Source organism: Amycolatopsis ponsaeliensis, from assembly GCF_030182635.1.
GTDB classification, from domain to species: domain Bacteria; phylum Actinomycetota; class Actinomycetes; order Mycobacteriales; family Pseudonocardiaceae; genus Amycolatopsis; species Amycolatopsis ponsaeliensis.
In genome coordinates this window covers 39,755-55,414 of record NZ_JAPZLD010000047.1, presented here as the reverse complement: position 1 = coordinate 55,414, position 15,660 = coordinate 39,755, and the positions used below count along the sequence as shown (strand labels likewise).

The window sequence follows — 15,660 nt, the reverse complement described above, 5'->3', positions numbered from 1 at the left end:
TTATCCACTTGATAGGGAAGTATAGAGTACTTTGCATGACGATATACAAGTCCGAAGCCGGGGCTCGCCTCCTGCGTGAGCGCTACCTCGAAGCCCTGAAGAGCTGGCCCGTCCCACGCGACGAAGTGCGCGTGCCGACTCCCGAAGGCGAGACGTTCGTCGTGGTCTCCGGCCCGGAGAGCGCGCCGCCGCTGGTGTTGCTCCACGGCTCCGGCAGCAACTCGGCGGAGTGGGCGCACCGGATCCCGGCGCTGGCCGAACGGTTCCGCGTCCACGCCGTCGACATCATCGGCGAGCCCGGGATGAGCGCCGAGACGCGGCCGCCGCTCGACACTGACCGGTACGCGCGGTGGCTGGACGCCGTGCTGGACCTCTTCGACGTCTCGCGGGCCGCCTTCCTGACGTCGTCGTTCGGCGGCTGGCTCGCACTCGACTACGCGACCCGGCGGCCCGGACGCGTCGCCGCGCTGGCGCTGCGGTGCCCGATCGGCCTCGGCCCGATGAAGAAGGGGTTCGTCGTCAAGGCCGTGTTCCTGTCCCTGCTCGGCGAGCGGGGACGGCGGAAGTCCGTCGCCGGCACCGTGGGCGAGCCGGAGACGTCGCCGATCGTCGAGCACCAGCTGCTCGTGTCCGCGAACTACCGGTACCGCACCGGCCCGTTCCCGGTCTTCGACGACGCCGCGCTGGGGCGGCTGACCATGCCGGTGTACGCCGTCGCCGGGGCGGACGACGCCATGGTCGACTCCGCGACGACCGCGCGGCGGCTCGAAGCGGCCGGCGCCGTGGTGGACCTGGTGCCCGGCACCGGGCACTACATCCCCGGGTCGGCCGACCTGGACTTCCTGAAGGAGGCAGCGGCGAACGGTGATTTCACCGCTTGATGGCAGGATGGGCCGTATGCGGCGTGTGCTGGGTCTCATCGGTGCGGTGTCCCTGCTGGTCGCGGGCTGTTCGGGGGCATCGAGCGCGCCCGTCCAGAACGTCCCGCCCGCGTCCACACCGGCGGCGTCGACCGGGAAGTTCAAGGTCGAGACGGTCACCTCCGGGCTGCAACACGGCTGGGACATCGGTTTCCTGCCCGACGGCGGCATCCTCGTGCCGCAGCGGCCCGGCAAGCTCGCGCTGGTCCGCGGCGGGCAGGCCACCGACGTCCGGGCCGACTTCTCCGACGTCCTCGTGCAGGGCGAAGGCGGGCTGCTCGGCCTGGTGATCAGCCCCGACTTCACGACCAGCCGCGAGTTCATCACCTGCCAGGACCACCAGGAGGGCGGCAAAGCCGTCGACATCCGGCTGGTCACGTGGAAGCTGGCCGAAGACGGCGCGAGCGCGTCGAAGGTCAAGGACCTGCTGACCGGGCTGCCGGTGAACCCGAGCGGCCGGCACTCCGGCTGCCGGCCGACGTTCGCGCCGGACGGCGCGCTGCTGGTCGGCACCGGCGACACCGCGCGTTCGACGATCGCGCAGGACCGCCACTCCCTGGGCGGCAAGGTGCTGCGACTGGACGCGAAGACCGGGAACCCGTTGCCGGACAACCCGTTCATCACTTCGTCGAACCCGAAGGAACGGCTGATCTACACGTTCGGCCACCGCAACGTCCAGGGCGTCGCGATCCGGCCGGGCAGCGGCCAGGTGATCACGGCCGAGCACGGGCCGACCTTCGACGACGAGGTCAACCTGCTGAAGCCGGGTGCGAACTACGGCTGGGACCCGTCGAAGGGCGGCACGGACTCGAGCTACGACGAGAGCGTGCCGATGACCGACCTCAAGCGCTTCCCGGACGCGGTGAGTCCACTGTGGACCTCCGGCAAGATCACCGAGGCGATCAGCGGCGACGCGTTCCTGACGGGCGCCCAGTGGGGCCGGAACGACGGCGCGCTGGTCGTCGTGGCGCTGAAGGGCCAGAAGCTGCTGCTGTACCACTTGGACGCGGCGGGCAAGGTCCTGGACGTCACGCTCCCCCCGGAGTTCGACGACAAGTTCGGCCGCCTGCGCGCGGTGCGCAGCGGCCCGGACGGCGCGCTGTACGTGACGACTTCGGACGGAACGGACGACAAGCTGCTGAAGGTCACGCCCGCCTGATCATGAGAAAAGCACGGCCGTCGAGTGCCGTGGACACTTCCGCCGGGGTGGCGGATCGCGGAACATGGTTCGTACCAGGAGTTTCGCCCGCCCCCGACGAGTGTTGGACGCGGTCCGAAGAAAGCGTTCCCGCGGCAGCACCGCGCCGGTCCCCGAGCGCCATCGCCGACCTGGCGTTCGGGGACCGGCATCCAACCCCTCAAGAGCCGGTTATTTGCCCAGGTGAGCCCCGCCGTTGACGTGCACCACCTGTCCGGTGACGTGCCCGGCGGCGGGGCTCGCCAAAAACGTCACGGCGGCGGCGACGTCTTCCGGCGTGCCCGGCCGCTTGTTCATCGTGTTGCCGATCAGCCATTCGCGGCGGCGGTCCGAAAGCTTGCCGTGGAAGAACTCCGTCTCGCCGATCAGTCCCGGCGCGACGACGTTCGCCGTGATCCCGCGCGCCCCGAACTCCTGCGCCACGCTGATGTTCCACGCCTCGACGGCGGCCTTCGCGGCCCCGTAGGAGCCGGCGCCGGTGCGGGCGGCGATCGAGCCGATCGTGACGATCCGCGCGTCGTCGGCGAGGCGTTCGCCCAGCGCGTGCGTCACCAGCGCCGCACTGACCACATTGGACCGGAGGTTGCGCTCGAACGCGGCCGCGAAACCGGCCAGCCCGTCGCCGTCGCCGTCGACGAAGTCGGTGTTGCCCCCGGCGTTGTTGACGAGCACGTCGACGCGGTCGGGCAACTCCGCCAGTGCGGCTTCGACCGCCGCGGCATCGGCGGCGTCGAACACGACGGGCCGCGCGCCCAGGAGCGTCGCGGCTTCGGTGAGCACCTGCTCGCGGCGCCCGGTGATCGTGACCCGGTCGCCCGCTTCGGCGAAGGCCGCCGCGACGGCGTACCCGATGCCCGTGCCGCCGCCCGTCACCACTACTTCCCTGCTGTTCCCCATGCGCCCGAGCCTAGTGCCTAGGATCGGGGCATGACCAAGATCGATCCGGCCACGTCCGCGCTCGTGCTCGTCGACCTCCAGGAACGGATCGTGGCATTGCCGACCACGCCGTACCGCGGCGAAGAAGTCGTCGCGAACGCGCTGCGGCTGCGGACGGCGTTCCGCGAGGCCGGCGCGCCCGTGGTGATCGTCAAGGTGTCGCGGCCGGACAACCCGCCCGGCAACGAACTCGTTTTCGACGCGCAGGACGACAAGATCGTCACCAAGTACGTGATCGGCGGTTTCGCGAACACCGACCTCGACGAGTTCCTGCGCGGCAAGGGCGTGCGCACCGTCTACTTCGGCGGCATCGCGACGGAGTTCGGCGTCGAGTCGACCCTGCGCGCGGCGGCCGATCACGGCTACGAGACGGTCGCGGTGTCGGACGCGATGACCGCGCTTTCCGACATCTCGCACGAGAACGCCATCACGAAGATCTTCCCGCGGCTCGGCACGGTCATGACGACGGACGAGGTCCTGGCGTGATCGACAAGATCGCCTGGCTACACCTGGTGGACGGCCGCATCCTGAGCACGCGTTCCCGCGGCAAGGAGGTGTACTACCTGCCGGGCGGCAAGCGCGACCCGGGCGAGACGGACACCGAGACGCTGGTCCGCGAGATCCGCGAAGAGCTGACGGTGGCGATCACCGAGCCGACCATCGCGCCGGCGGGAGTCTTCGAAGCCCAGGCGGACGGCAAGGCTTCGGGCGTCGTGGTGCGGATGACGTGCTTCACGGCGGAGTACACGGGAACCCTGGCGGCGAGCAGCGAGATCGAGGAGATCGCGTGGCTGGGCTACGCGGACCGGGAGAAGGTTTCGGCGGTGGACAAGATCATTTTCGATCACCTGCGCGAGGCAGGCCAGCTCACTTAGCGCAGCCGCAGCTTCGGCTTGTCCTCCAAATGCGACAGCCCGTTCCAAGCCAGGTTCACCAGGTGCGCCGCCACCTCGTCGCGCTTCGGCTTGCGTGCGTCCAGCCACCACTGGCCCGTCAGCGCGACCATTCCCACCAAAGCCTGCGCGTACAGCGCCGCCAGTTTCTCGTCGTACCCGCGGGCCGCGAACTGCTGCGCCAGGATGTGTTCCACCTGGCTCGCGATGTCGTTGAGCACCGTCGAAAACGTCCCCGTCGAGCTCGCCACCGGGGAATCGCGGACCAGGATGCGGAAACCGTCGTGGGAATCCTCGACGTACGACAGCAACGCCGTCGCCGCCTGTTCCAGCATCACGCGGGGGTGACCGCCGTGCAGCGTGGACACCATGCGCTCCAGCAGCAGCTGCGTTTCGCGGTCCACGACCACCGCGTAGATGCCCTCTTTGCCGCCGAAGTGTTCGTACACCACGGGTTTCGACACGTTGGCACGGTGCGCGATCTCTTCGATCGACGTCCCGTCGAAACCCTTTTCGGCGAACAACGCCCGCGCCACGTTCAGCAATTGCTGACGCCGCTCGCTGCCCGTCATGCGCACACGGGTCACCGGGGCGGCCGGTCGTGCCCCGGTGACCTGCTGTTCACGTTTTGAACGTCGTCTCCCCGCCACTTACCGAACCCTACGGGACTAGCTCTTCTCCGTGGCGATTCGGGCCAATCGCTGCGGGGTGGGCCAGCGGACGTCGTGCACCCAGCCGAACTTTTCGAAGATCCAGATCAGCCGGGCCGAAATGTCGATCTGGCCGCGCTTGACGCCGTGGCGTGCGGACGTCGGGTCGGCGTGGTGCAGGTTGTGCCACGACTCGCCGAAGCTGAAGATCGCCAGCGGCCAGAAGTTCGCCGACTTGTCGCGCGCGGCGAACGGGCGCTCGCCGATCATGTGGCAGATCGAGTTGACCGACCACGTCACGTGGTGCAGCACGCAGATGCGCACCAGCCCGGCCCAGAAGAACGCGGTGACCGCGCCCCACAGCGACCACGAGATCAGCCCGCCCAGCAGCGCCGGCAGCAGCAGGCTGACCAGCGACCACAGCCAGAACAGGTCGTCGACCTTCTTGATCGCCGGGTCCTTGACGAGGTCGGGCGCGAAGCGCTCGGCGTTGGTCTGGTCACGCTCGAACAGCCAGCCCATGTGCGCGTGCCAGAAGCCCTTGGCGATGGCCCACGGCGAGGTGCCGAACGCCCACGGGGAGTGGGGGTCGCCGTCGCGGTCGGAGAACGCGTGGTGGCGACGGTGGTCGGCGACCCAGGTGATGACCGGGCCCTGCAGCGCGATGCTGCCGGCGATGGCCATGACGACGCGCAGCCACGGCTTGGCCTTGAACGAGCCGTGCGTGAAGTAACGGTGGTAGGACACCGTGATGCCGAGCCCGCTGATCGCGTAGAACACCACGAAGATGCCGACGTCGACCCAGCTCAGTCCCCAGCCCCAGGCGAACGGCACCGCGACCAGCAGTGCCACCAGCGGCGCGACCACGCCGAAGTAGACCGACAGCTGCACGCCGATGCCGCGCGTGCCTTCGATGACAGGTTTGGGCCCCTTGGGAGCCGAAGGCTCCCCGGCGGGCTGAGAACGGTCGAGCGTGGCCGTCATACGCTTCACTTCTTTCCTGCACGGGTGCCCTTTTACCAAGGGTGACCTAACCTACGATGCCGTAAGTTACGGTACAGGAGGTTCCGGCGACTGGGGAGTGCCTGAACCTCACACCGTCCTTCGGAACCGGGGTACCCGGCGGACGGGGCGCTAACGCGGCCCGCGCGCGGACGACACCCGATCGTCGCTATCCTGACCAGGATCGATCCGCCGTAGTGTAATCGGCAGCACTTCAGATTTTGGTTCTGACAGTTCAGGTTCGAATCCTGGCGGCGGAGCAGCTCAGAGGACCCGAACCCACGACACCGGGAGGTTGGCGCTGACCGACGAGGCGACCGACCCGGTGGCGGCCAGGCGTCCTGCCCTGGCCGAAATGTCCGATGCCTGGCTCGTCGGGCGAGCGCGGGAGCTGATCGCCGCGGTCCAGCGGCAGGAGTACACCCAGCAGCTCCAGATCGTCGAGCTGATGGACGAGCTCCTCGACGAGACCCAGCGGCGCGGCGAACCGACGATGATCGCGCAGCTGCTGCGCGCGTCCGCGATCGCCCGGCTGATCACCAAGGGGCTGGCCGCGGAGGCCGAACCCCGACTCGACGAGATGCTCGCGCACACCCGGCGCCACGGCCTCGCCCTGCTGCGGGCCGACGCGCACGCGCTGCGTGGCCGCCGGCTGGTGATCGCCGCGCAGGAGGACCCCGCGCTCACCGAGATCGCCCGCGCGCTGGCCATCCTCGACGACTCCGCGATCCCGAACCGCCAGGTCGGCATCCGCGCCTGGAACCGGATGCTGTGGTCGGCGCTGAACGACTGCTGGATCGTGCTGAACCAGCTCGGCGTGTACGAAGCCGCCGAAGAGGTCATCGGCCGCGCCGCCTCCGCGATCCGCGAGAGCGCGAGCCCGCACGAAATCACGCTGCAGCTGATGAACCGGGTCAAGATGCTGCTGGGCTGGGGCCTGCGGCTCGAGCGCATCGACGAGTACGACGAGAGCGCCGAGAAGTTCCGCACCGCCGCGTCCATGGCCGTGGCCGCCGAAGGCCCGTTCACCGAGTCGCTGTTCCCGCGGCGGGCGAACGTCCCGGCCGTCGACCAGGTCGGCGTCCTCGCCTCGGCGCAGGCACTGCACAGCCCGAGCGCCGACCAGATCGACCGGCTCCGGGCCCTGCACGACGGCACCGGCTACCCGGGCGAACGCGAGATCGTCGCCATCGCGCTGGCCCGCTGCCTCGACCAGGCCGGCCGCCGCGAAGAGGCCCTCGACGTGCTGCGGCAGGCCCGCGAGTCGCTGACCGACGACACCTCCCAGCCGTCGATGCGGCTGAACATCGTCCGCGAGCTGGCCCGGCTCGACACGACGCCGGACTACGCGTCCGGTGCCAGCGAGTCGCTGATCGACTACGCGAGGCGCCTCGAGAGCGAGATGTGGAGCCTGCGCGAGTCGCAGATCGCCACGCTGAACGCACGCCGCGAGCACGAACGGCTCTCCGCCGAGCACGGCGCGATCACCCAGCAGGCCCTCCAGGACCCGCTCACCGGCCTGCCGAACCGGCGCGCGCTGGACGAGAAGCTGCGCCAGCTCGCGTCGTCGGCCGACGCGCAGCCGCTGGCCGTCGCGCTGGTCGACCTCGACGGCTTCAAGGGCGTCAACGACAAGCAGTCCCACGCCGAAGGCGACAACGTGCTGCGGGTCGTCGCGAGCACGCTGCGTGACGCGCTGCGCGGCGACGACCTCGTGGCGCGCTACGGCGGAGACGAGTTCATCGTCCTGCTCCCGGGCACGCCGGCGTCCGCGGCGAAGATGGCGCTCGGCCGCGCGGTGAAGTCCGTCTCGGGCCTGCCGCACCACCTTTCGCACGGCGTCACGCTGTCCATCGGGCTCGTCTCGTTGCGGCCGCAGGAGCGGGGCGAGCAGGTTCTCGCGCGCGCGGACGCGGCCATGTACCAGGCGAAACGCGGGGGTGGCAACCAGGTGGCGTCGGCCAACTCGATGGCCGCCGACCCCGCCGCCGCGTGGTCAGGCGAAGGCCTTCCCACCGACCCGACGTGGGAGCCCGAAGAGCCCAGTTAGGATCGGTGCCCGACAGAAGCCATTCATTGGTAACCGTTGGGAGCGCCGTTGACCGGCCCGCTGAGCACGTTGATCCTCGCCGCGGGTGAGGGCACCCGCATGCGATCCGCGACCCCGAAGGTGTTGCACCCGATCGCCGGGCGCCCCCTCGTCGAGCACGCCGTCCGGGCCGCCGCCGGCCTGGACCCCGAGCACCTCGTCGTGGTCACCGGCCACGGCCGCGAAGCGGTCGGTGCCCGGCTCGCCGAAGTCGCCACGGCCCTCGGGCGCGAGGTCGGCACCGCGGTGCAGGCCGAGCAGAAGGGCACCGGTCACGCCGTGGGCTGCGCGCTCGCGACGCTGCCCGCGGACCTCACCGGCACCGTGATCGTCAGCTACGGCGACGTCCCCCTGCTGGACACGGCGACGCTGCGCGCGCTGCTCGACGAGCACACCGAGGCGAAGAACGCCGTCACCGTGCTCACCGCGGTGGTCGACGACCCGACCGGCTACGGCCGCATCACGCGCGACGACGCCGGCAAGGTCGTCGGGATCGTCGAGCACAAGGACGCGACCCCGGAGCAGGCGGAGATCACCGAGATCAACTCGGGCGTGTACGCCTTCGACGCCGCCGTGCTGCGCGACGGCCTTTCGCGCCTGTCCACCGACAACGCGCAGGGCGAGCTCTACCTCACCGACGTCCTGGGCATCGCGAACGGCGACGGCCTGCACGTCGGCGCGCTCGTCGTCGACGACCCGTGGCTGACCGAGGGCGTCAACGACCGCGTCCAGCTGTCGGTGCTCGGCGCCGAGCTCAACCGCCGGATCGTGCGGCGCTGGCAGCGCGAGGGCGTCACGGTCGTCGACCCCGCGTCGACCTGGATCGACGCCGGCGTGACGCTGGCGCGCGACGTCGTCATCGAGCCCGGCGTCCAGCTCAAGGGCAGCACTTCGGTCGGCGAGGGCAGCACGGTCGGCCCGGACAGCACGCTGACGAACGTCAAGGTCGGGGCGGGTGCCTCGGTGGTGCGGGTGCACGGCTCCGACTCCGAGCTGGGCGACCGCGTCAACGTCGGCCCCTTCACCTACCTGCGGCCGGGCACGAAGCTCGGCGAGAAGGGCAAGCTCGGCGCGTTCGTCGAGACGAAGGCCGCCGACATCGGCGCCGGCACGAAGGTGCCGCACCTGACCTACGTCGGCGACGCCACGATCGGTGAGAACAGCAACATCGGCTGCTCGAGCGTGTTCGTGAACTACGACGGCGTGCACAAGCACAAGACCGTTATCGGGTCGCATGTCCGGTTGGGTGCCGACAACACCTTCGTCGCCCCGGTGCGGATCGGTGACGGCGCTTACAGTGGTGCAGGTGCCGTGATCCGCGAGGATGTCCCCCCGGGCACACTCGCGGTGTCGGCGCCGCCGCAGCGCAACATCGAAGGCTGGGCGATCCGGCGCCGGCCGGGTACGCCCGCGGCGGAGGCGGCCCAGGCCGCCCTCGACGCCGATTCAGCAGCAGGAACCGACGGGGAGTCGCCAGCATGAGTCCGAAGCAAGGCACGCCGAAGAAGAACCTCATGCTCTTCTCCGGCCGCGCGCACCGTGAGCTCGCCGAAGAGGTCGCCGAGCACCTCAACGTGACGATCACCCCGCAGACGGCGCACACGTTCGCCAACGGCGAGCTGTTCGTCCGGTTCGAGGAGTCCGTCCGCGGCACCGACGCCTTCGTCATCCAGGCGCACACCACGCCCATCAACGAGTACGTGATGGAGCAGCTGATCATGGTGGACGCGCTCAAGCGGGCGAGCGCGAAGCGGATCACCGTCGTGATGCCGTTCTACCCGTACGCGCGCCAGGACAAGAAGCACAAGGGCCGCGAACCGATCTCGGCCCGGCTGATCGCGGACCTGTTCAAGACCGCGGGCGCCGACCGGATCATGACGGTCGACCTGCACACCGCGCAGATCCAGGGCTTCTTCGACGGCCCGGTCGACCACCTGATGGCGCAGACCGTGCTGGCCGACCACATCAAGAAGACCTACGGCGACGCCGACATCACGGTCGTCTCGCCGGACTCGGGCCGCGTGCGGCTGGCCGAGAAATGGGCGCAGACGCTGGGCGACCGGCCGATCGCGTTCATCCACAAGACGCGCGACCCGGACAAGCCGAACCAGGCCGTCGCGAACCGCGTGGTCGGCAAGGTCGAGGGCAAGCTCTGCGTCCTGATCGACGACATGATCGACACCGGCGGCACGATCGTGAAGGCCACCGAGGCCCTGATCGACGAGGGTGCGGCGGACGTGGTCATCGCGACGACCCACGGCATCCTGTCCGACCCGGCGACCGAGCGGCTTTCGCAGTGCAAGGCGCGCGAGGTCATCGTCACGAACTCGCTGCCGATCCCCGAGGAGAAGCGGTTCGAGGGGCTGACGGTCCTGTCGATCGCCCCGATGCTGGCGGAGGCCATCCAGCAGGTCTTCGAAGACGGCTCGGTCACGTCCCTCTTCGACGGCAACGCCTGACAACCCGTCCGCCGGAAAGCCCGCTCTCCACCGGGGGCGGGCTTTCCGCTGCCCGGTGGTCGGTGGTCGGTGCCAAACGTCTTGAATGAGTCATTCAGGACCTCGCAAGACCTGAATGACTCATTCAAGACGACCGCCGGCGAGACCACCGACCTGCGCTCGCCCCCCCCACCCACCCGGAACCCGGCTTTGCCGGAACCCTGCCGTCCGACGCCGTGAACAACTCGTTCACGACACTTCGCGACCACCGCGGCAACCTTTCCGCCGGGCGCGAACTCCGCGCCCGGCGGGGGTTTCCGGCGCTAGCGTGCCCTCCATGGGGAACTTCAAGTTCGGCGTCAGCCTCCGGGGAATCGGCGGCCGGGACGCCTGGATCGCCAAGTGCCGGCGGGCCGAAGAGCTCGGCTACGACGTCATCACCATCCCGGACCACCTGGGTACCGGGTCACCGGCGCCGTTCCCGGCGCTCGCCATGGCCGCCGCCGTCACCGAACGGCCGCGGCTCGGCACCCTCGTCTCCAACGTGCCCTTCTACAACCTCGCGCTCTTCGCGCGCGAAGCTTCTTCGACGGCCGCGCTGCTCGACGGACGCCTGGATCTGGGACTCGGCTCCGGGCACATGAAGAGCGAGTTCGACGCCGCCGGGCTGCCGTGGCAGAACGCCGCGGGCCGCATCGGCTACCTCGAAGAGAGCCTCGGCTACCTGCGGAAACACTTCGATGACGAAGGGCTCGCGATGCCGCGCCTGCTCATCGCGGGCAACAGCGACGGCGTGCTCGGGCTGGCCGCGGAGCACGCGGACGTCGTCGGCTTCGCGGGCCTGCGCCAGGCGCCGGGCAAGCCGCCGGGCACCTTCATGCTCGACAACGCCGAGGCGATGGACGACCGCGTCGCGTACTTCCGCAACCGGGCCGGCGAGCGCGACGTCGAGTACAACATGCTGGTGCAGCGGGTGGTCGTCACCGACGACCGCCGGGGCGCGGCGTCGGCGTGGCACGACGAAACCGAGCACCGCGCCGCGCGCAGCGTCGACGAGCTCCTCGACGCGCCCCAGCTGCTGCTGGGCACGGTCGAGGAGATCGCCGGACAGCTGGAAACCCGGCGCGAGCGCTACGGCTTCTCCTACATCACGGTCTTCGAGCCGATGCTCGAGACCTTCGCGCCTGTACTGAAAGAGCTTCAGTAGGCAACCGTGAAACGCGCGCGGCGGTGCTTCGGCTGCTCGATCTCGTCGACGTACGCGGTCGCGAAGTCGTCGCCGCCGATGTGCGACTTGCCGTTCCCGTCGGTCACCAGGACGTCGCCGCCGATCCGGAACTCGCCCTTGCGCTCGCCCGGGGTCCAGGCACCGAACTCGGCGGCGGGGCTGACGTAGAACCAGTCCAGGCCCTCGGGCTGTTCGCGCAGCAGGCCGAGCACCTCGGCGTGGTTGCCGGCCTCTTCCTTGTACTCGGCCGGGAACTCCGGGGTGTCGAACAGCCGCGGGCCACCCTCGGCGACGAGCAGGCTCGCCGCGCCGCCCACGAACGACAGCCGGACGCCGTTCTCACGCGCGATCCGCGCGAGCGCCGGCACGGCGTCGATGAGCTTCTGCCCGTCGATCGCCCGGGCCGGGGTCGCGACCACGACGACGTCCGCGTCCTTGGTGACCTGCGAGACGAAGTCCTCGTCGTGCAGCGAACCCTGTACCGCTTCGACGCCCTCAGGCACCGCGCCGGTGTTCCGCGCGACACCGACGACCTCGTGCCCGCGCCGCAGCGCCTCGGCGCCGATCCTGCCTCCGGCGTACCCGGTCCCCCCGAAAACCACCAGCTTGGCCATGTCAATTCTCCCGTTCGATTCGGCTGCTGCAGCCGATGCTAGGAACGGAAGATCACCTACTTCAACGGAAGCAACGCACCCCCGGGTAGGTGTCCAGCTCAGCCGCCCAGGCCCGCGAACTCCGCGGCGACCTTCTGCTTCACCGCGTTGGCGTCGAGCGCCGCGCGCACCTCCGCCGTCGCGTTCGGCTTGGACAGCACCTGGTAGCTGGCGGTGCGGTTCGGCAGCTTGAACTTGACCGTGCAGGACATCTTCACCGTCGCGTACGGCTCGGCGTCGGCCGCCGTCGTGCACGTCTGCGCGCCGAGCGAGTCGGCGCTGACCTCGACCGAGAGGTTGATGTGCACGACGCTCTTCCCGCCCCCGGCCGGCGAGCCGACCACGCTGGTGGAGACGTCGACGCTCGTCGTGCAGGAGCCGACGAAGTCCTTGCAGTCGAGGGTGTCGTTCGTGACGACGGCGCTGGCCTGCACCAGGCCCTCGAACGGCTGCCCCAGCCCGCCGACGGCATTGTCGAGGTCGGTGTGGAACGTCTTCAGCGCGTCGCCGGCGACCGGGTCGACGCGGAACTCGGCGCCGAACTTCGGCCCGGCCTGCGGGTCGAGCAGCGCCGGGGCGAAGCTGACGACCCGGTTCGGCTTGGCCGTGGTGACGCGCAGGACGCTGGGCGCGGCGCCGAGCTGGTAGACCTCGGTGCCGTCCGGGAGCTTCGCCTTGACCGGGTCACCCAGCCGGTCGAGGCCGGCCAGCGCCTTGCGCAGCCCGTCGGCCAGCGCCTGCGGGGCGAACTTGGCGGCGGGGTCGAAGGGCAGCTCGGAGCCGAGCGAACGCACCCAGCTCGTGCCGAACTGCGTGCCCTCGTCGATGGCGTGTGCCTTCCAGTAGTCGGCGTCGGCCTGCAGGTAGAACTGGCCCGCGGCCGAGGTCACCTGGATGACGCGGCCTTCGAGCGGCAGGCCGCCGAACGCGGTGCCGCCGCGGGTGACCCGGAACTGCTGCTCGGCTCCCTTGGTCGTCGACTTCAGGGAGAGCGCGGGCGTCTGGCCCAGCGCGGTGAGGGCGGCGTCGACCGCGGCACGCTGTTCGGCGCGCCGGTCGGCCGTCTGCTGCCCGGCGGCGGACACCCCGGCGGTGCCGGGGACCGCGACCTGGCACCCGGCCAGCAGTCCGCCCAGCAGCAGCACCGCCGCCGCCATGGCCCGTCGAGCCCGCATCTTCCGCCCCCTGCTCTGCCGCTGCGTCCGAGCACACCTCGGCCGGTGAAGTCCCGCCACCGGATTTGTGTCGTCACGCACCGGGGTTCAGGAGGGTTCTAGCCTGGCCCGGGCCCCCGCCGCAACCCACCGTGATGAGGTTGGTTTACACTCTTGAGGTTGTCTCGGCGAGGCGGGGCCCTTTTGGGTGCCCGGCGTGATCGACGCGGCGGCTCGGAGTAGCCCCCGGCTGTCGTGCACGCCCGGAAACTCGCCGCCGAACGCAACCGCCTGAACAGAAGAACGCCCGCATCCCCCGCCGCAGCATGCTGTCTCCCGCACCATGTTCGTGATTTGAAGGAGTGCCACACCGTGTCCGAGGTACGTCTGTCCGTCGAGCCGCGCACCGAGTTCGGCAAGGGCGCCGCGCGCCGCACGCGTCGCGCCGGCAAGATCCCCGCCGTGCTGTACGGCCACGGCTCGGACCCGCGGCACTTCGCGCTGCCGGCCATCGAGTTCGCCCGCGTCGTCCGTGAGAACGGCTCCAACGCCGTCATCACCCTCGCCATCGAGGGCTCCGACGAGCTCGCGCTGACGAAGACCATCGTCGTGCACCCGCTCAAGAACTACATCGAGCACGTCGACCTGCTGGTCGTGAAGCGCGGCGAGAAGATCGTCGTCGACGTCCCGCTCGTCGTCACGGGCAACCCCGGCCCCGGTGGCCTGGTCAACCAGGGCGTCGACACCCTGCAGGTCGAGGTCGAGGCGCTGCACATCCCGGAGCAGTTCGAGGTCTCGATCGAGGGCCTCGAGGTCGGCAGCCAGGTGCTGGCCGGCCAGGTCGAGCTGCCGCAGGGCGCCACCCTGGTCACCGACCCCGAGGCGCTGGTCGTCGCCGTCAACGAGCCGCAGCGTGAAGAGGCCGACGACGACGACGCCGCTACCGAAGCTGGCGGCGAGTCGGCCGACGCCGCCGAATAGCATTTCCGCATGACCGAAGACCTGCCTGGGGCCGGCGAGCTGATCCTGCTCGCCGGCCTCGGCAATCCCGGACCCCAGTACGCCGGAAACCGGCACAATGTCGGTTTCATGGTGCTGGACGAGCTGGCCGCCCGCGTCGGCGGCAAGTTCAAGACGCACAAGAGCGGCGGCGAGGTGCTCGAAGGCCGTCTGGCCGGGCGCCGCGTCGTGCTCGTGAAGCCGCGCTCGTACATGAACCTCTCCGGCGGCCCGGTGGTCGGCGCGGCGCGGTTCTACAAGGTGCCGCCGACCGGCGTGGTCGTGGTGCACGACGAGCTGGACGTCGACTTCGGCGCGCTGAAGCTCAAGTTCGGCGGCGGCGACAACGGCCACAACGGGCTCCGCTCGATCACGAAGTCCTTCGGCACCCGCGACTACTACCGGGTCCGGTTCGGCATCGGCCGCCCGCCCGGCCGCCAGGACCCCGCGGACTTCGTGCTGAAGGACTTCTCGACGGTGGAACGCAAGGAACTCCCGCTCGAGGTGGACCGGTGCGCGGACGCGACCGAAGCCCTGGTCGGCACCGGTCTCGCGGCCGCGCAAAACGCCTTCCATGCGGGCTGACATCGGTGGCAAGGTGAGCCCATGACCCCTGACGAAGTCCGGGCGATCGCGTTCGGCAAACCCCGCTTCGGCCGGCGCGGCTACAACGAGGACGAGGTCGACGCCTTCCTCGACCTGATCGCCGAGGCGCTGGCGGGCCGGAACATCCTGACCGCCGACGACATCCACTACGTCGATTTCACGGTCATGCCGGTCGGCATGCGCAGCTACGACCAGGCGCAGGTCGACCTGTTCCTGGACGAGGCGGAGGCGGCGCTGATCGCGCTGCGGAACCCGCGGCCGGTGGGCGAAGAGCAGCGCCCGCAGGGCCCGCGGAAGTGGTTCGGCCGGTCCTGACGAGTGTGAGACCGGCCACACAGCGCTGAGTAGTCCGCTCACTCACAGGCGGACGGCGGCCGCCCCGTCGGGGTGAGCTTCGAGGTCCGCCCCTTCCGGGGGAGCCTGTTCACGGGCTAGGACGGTGTACGGCAGTTCGCACCGCTCAACCCCGGAATCGGAGAGTTGCATGTCGTTCACCGCCGAAGACCTCGCCGAGGTCACCTTCGGTAACGCCCCGATCGGCCGCCGTGGCTACGCGAAGCACGAGGTCGACGAGTTCGTCCGGCGCATCGCCAAGACGTTCGCCGAGGAGGACGACCTGACCGCCGCCGAAGTGCACCACGTCATCTTCGCGAAGCCGCTGATCGGCAAGCGCGGCTACGACGAGCGCGAGGTCGACGACTTCCTCGACGCGGTGGAAGACCAGCTCGCCACCCGCACCGGCCACGCCCCGGACCTCCCGGGCGCCCGCACGCCCGCGGAAGCCATGGCCGAACGCGCCGCGCCGCCGACGATCCGCGCGGAGCGGCTCCAGCAGCGCTAAGCGGAGCTTTCCCTATGAAAGTGACGCCTCCCGGGCGGGCACTTTCATAGGGA

17 protein-coding genes and 1 tRNA gene are annotated in these 15,660 nt (G+C 70.0%); 13 read left to right on the top strand and 5 right to left on the bottom strand.

Annotation, left to right across the window (positions count from 1 at the left end; all coding sequences use genetic code 11):
* The first annotated feature begins 35 nt into the window (after positions 1-35).
* Together QQ657_RS45180 and QQ657_RS45175 are read left to right on the top strand one after the other, a co-directional pair.
* Positions 36-881 carry an alpha/beta fold hydrolase gene (locus QQ657_RS45180; RefSeq protein WP_284748558.1) on the top strand — a complete coding sequence of 282 codons (846 nt, stop codon included), beginning with the start codon at positions 36-38 and terminating at the stop codon, positions 879-881.
* Positions 882-897: 16 nt separating this feature from the next.
* Positions 898-2,079, top strand: a complete 1,182-nt coding sequence (locus QQ657_RS45175) for a PQQ-dependent sugar dehydrogenase (protein WP_284748557.1) — start codon at positions 898-900, stop codon at positions 2,077-2,079.
* A gap of 210 nt (positions 2,080-2,289) precedes the next feature.
* Here the strand turns inward: QQ657_RS45175 and QQ657_RS45170 are convergent, their stop codons facing one another.
* Positions 2,290-3,015 (bottom strand): SDR family NAD(P)-dependent oxidoreductase, encoded by a 726-nt coding sequence (locus QQ657_RS45170; RefSeq protein WP_284748556.1) that lies wholly within the window; start codon positions 3,013-3,015, stop codon positions 2,290-2,292.
* A gap of 30 nt (positions 3,016-3,045) precedes the next feature.
* Here QQ657_RS45170 and QQ657_RS45165 point away from each other — a divergent pair, with 30 nt between their 5' ends.
* Positions 3,046-3,540: an isochorismatase family protein gene (locus QQ657_RS45165; RefSeq protein WP_284748555.1), complete on the top strand. Its 495-nt coding sequence runs from the start codon at positions 3,046-3,048 to the stop codon at positions 3,538-3,540.
* Positions 3,537-3,929, top strand: coding sequence for an NUDIX hydrolase (locus tag QQ657_RS45160; RefSeq protein ID WP_284748554.1), 393 nt, complete (start codon positions 3,537-3,539; stop codon positions 3,927-3,929). Before QQ657_RS45165 ends, QQ657_RS45160 begins: the two co-directional genes overlap by 4 nt.
* On the opposite strand, the gene QQ657_RS45155 is transcribed toward QQ657_RS45160, so the two are convergent.
* Entirely contained in the window at positions 3,926-4,519 is a 594-nt protein-coding gene (locus QQ657_RS45155; RefSeq protein WP_284748553.1) for a TetR/AcrR family transcriptional regulator, read from the bottom strand. The genes QQ657_RS45160 and QQ657_RS45155 overlap by 4 nt on opposite strands.
* Positions 4,520-4,615: 96 nt before the next feature.
* The gene (locus tag QQ657_RS45150) at positions 4,616-5,581 is read right to left on the bottom strand and encodes an acyl-CoA desaturase (RefSeq protein ID WP_284748552.1); all 966 of its coding nucleotides are present in this window, start codon (positions 5,579-5,581) and stop codon (positions 4,616-4,618) included.
* Between the two features lie 206 nt (positions 5,582-5,787).
* Here QQ657_RS45150 and QQ657_RS45145 point away from each other — a divergent pair.
* The 5 genes from QQ657_RS45145 (at position 5,788) to QQ657_RS45125 (ending at position 11,333) form a co-directional block, all read left to right on the top strand.
* Positions 5,788-5,859 (top strand) — tRNA-Gln (locus tag QQ657_RS45145).
* Between the two features lie 35 nt (positions 5,860-5,894).
* The gene (locus QQ657_RS45140; protein WP_284748551.1) at positions 5,895-7,649 is read left to right on the top strand and encodes a GGDEF domain-containing protein; all 1,755 of its coding nucleotides are present in this window, start codon (positions 5,895-5,897) and stop codon (positions 7,647-7,649) included.
* A gap of 48 nt (positions 7,650-7,697) precedes the next feature.
* Complete coding sequence (gene glmU, locus QQ657_RS45135; protein ID WP_284748550.1) at positions 7,698-9,170, top strand: bifunctional UDP-N-acetylglucosamine diphosphorylase/glucosamine-1-phosphate N-acetyltransferase GlmU; 1,473 nt, start codon at positions 7,698-7,700, stop codon at positions 9,168-9,170.
* The gene (locus tag QQ657_RS45130; RefSeq protein ID WP_284748549.1) at positions 9,167-10,147 is read left to right on the top strand and encodes a ribose-phosphate diphosphokinase; all 981 of its coding nucleotides are present in this window, start codon (positions 9,167-9,169) and stop codon (positions 10,145-10,147) included. Before glmU ends, QQ657_RS45130 begins: the two co-directional genes overlap by 4 nt.
* A 316-nt stretch (positions 10,148-10,463) precedes the next feature.
* Entirely contained in the window at positions 10,464-11,333 is an 870-nt protein-coding gene (locus QQ657_RS45125; protein WP_284748548.1) for a TIGR03621 family F420-dependent LLM class oxidoreductase, read from the top strand.
* Here QQ657_RS45125 and QQ657_RS45120 read toward each other — a convergent pair.
* Complete coding sequence (locus QQ657_RS45120; protein WP_284748547.1) at positions 11,327-11,968, bottom strand: NAD(P)-dependent oxidoreductase; 642 nt, start codon at positions 11,966-11,968, stop codon at positions 11,327-11,329. The genes QQ657_RS45125 and QQ657_RS45120 overlap by 7 nt on opposite strands.
* Before the next feature lie 98 nt (positions 11,969-12,066).
* Positions 12,067-13,182 (bottom strand): hypothetical protein, encoded by a 1,116-nt coding sequence (locus tag QQ657_RS45115; RefSeq protein WP_284748546.1) that lies wholly within the window; start codon positions 13,180-13,182, stop codon positions 12,067-12,069.
* Positions 13,183-13,533: 351 nt separating this feature from the next.
* Between QQ657_RS45115 and QQ657_RS45110 the strand changes: the two genes are divergently transcribed.
* The 4 genes from QQ657_RS45110 to QQ657_RS45095 all read left to right on the top strand — a co-directional run bounded on the left by QQ657_RS45110 (position 13,534) and on the right by QQ657_RS45095 (position 15,607).
* Positions 13,534-14,142, top strand: a complete 609-nt coding sequence (locus QQ657_RS45110) for a 50S ribosomal protein L25/general stress protein Ctc (RefSeq protein ID WP_284748545.1) — start codon at positions 13,534-13,536, stop codon at positions 14,140-14,142.
* A gap of 9 nt (positions 14,143-14,151) precedes the next feature.
* The gene (pth, locus tag QQ657_RS45105) at positions 14,152-14,745 is read left to right on the top strand and encodes an aminoacyl-tRNA hydrolase (protein WP_284748544.1); all 594 of its coding nucleotides are present in this window, start codon (positions 14,152-14,154) and stop codon (positions 14,743-14,745) included.
* 21 nt (positions 14,746-14,766) lie between these two features.
* On the top strand, positions 14,767-15,081 hold the full coding sequence (locus tag QQ657_RS45100; protein ID WP_284748543.1) for a DivIVA domain-containing protein: 315 nt from the start codon (positions 14,767-14,769) through the stop codon (positions 15,079-15,081).
* A gap of 169 nt (positions 15,082-15,250) precedes the next feature.
* Complete coding sequence (locus tag QQ657_RS45095) at positions 15,251-15,607, top strand: DivIVA domain-containing protein (protein WP_284748542.1); 357 nt, start codon at positions 15,251-15,253, stop codon at positions 15,605-15,607.
* Positions 15,608-15,660: the final 53 nt, after the last annotated feature.

Bases quoted from the DNA above. Each gene is read 5' to 3' on its own strand.
- QQ657_RS45180 (WP_284748558.1), top strand. From the start codon at position 36: ATGACGATATACAAGTCCGAAGCCGGGGCTCGCCTCCTGCGTGAGCGC.
- QQ657_RS45175 (WP_284748557.1), top strand. From the start codon at position 898: ATGCGGCGTGTGCTGGGTCTCATCGGTGCGGTGTCCCTGCTGGTCGCG.
- QQ657_RS45170 (WP_284748556.1), bottom strand. From the start codon at position 3,015: ATGGGGAACAGCAGGGAAGTAGTGGTGACGGGCGGCGGCACGGGCATC.
- QQ657_RS45165 (WP_284748555.1), top strand. From the start codon at position 3,046: ATGACCAAGATCGATCCGGCCACGTCCGCGCTCGTGCTCGTCGACCTC.
- QQ657_RS45155 (WP_284748553.1), bottom strand. From the start codon at position 4,519: ATGACGGGCAGCGAGCGGCGTCAGCAATTGCTGAACGTGGCGCGGGCG.
- QQ657_RS45150 (WP_284748552.1), bottom strand. From the start codon at position 5,581: ATGACGGCCACGCTCGACCGTTCTCAGCCCGCCGGGGAGCCTTCGGCT.
- QQ657_RS45130 (WP_284748549.1), top strand. From the start codon at position 9,167: ATGAGTCCGAAGCAAGGCACGCCGAAGAAGAACCTCATGCTCTTCTCC.
- QQ657_RS45125 (WP_284748548.1), top strand. From the start codon at position 10,464: ATGGGGAACTTCAAGTTCGGCGTCAGCCTCCGGGGAATCGGCGGCCGG.
- QQ657_RS45120 (WP_284748547.1), bottom strand. From the start codon at position 11,968: ATGGCCAAGCTGGTGGTTTTCGGGGGGACCGGGTACGCCGGAGGCAGG.
- QQ657_RS45115 (WP_284748546.1), bottom strand. From the start codon at position 13,182: ATGCGGGCTCGACGGGCCATGGCGGCGGCGGTGCTGCTGCTGGGCGGA.
- pth (WP_284748544.1), top strand. From the start codon at position 14,152: ATGACCGAAGACCTGCCTGGGGCCGGCGAGCTGATCCTGCTCGCCGGC.
- QQ657_RS45100 (WP_284748543.1), top strand. From the start codon at position 14,767: ATGACCCCTGACGAAGTCCGGGCGATCGCGTTCGGCAAACCCCGCTTC.
- QQ657_RS45095 (WP_284748542.1), top strand. From the start codon at position 15,251: ATGTCGTTCACCGCCGAAGACCTCGCCGAGGTCACCTTCGGTAACGCC.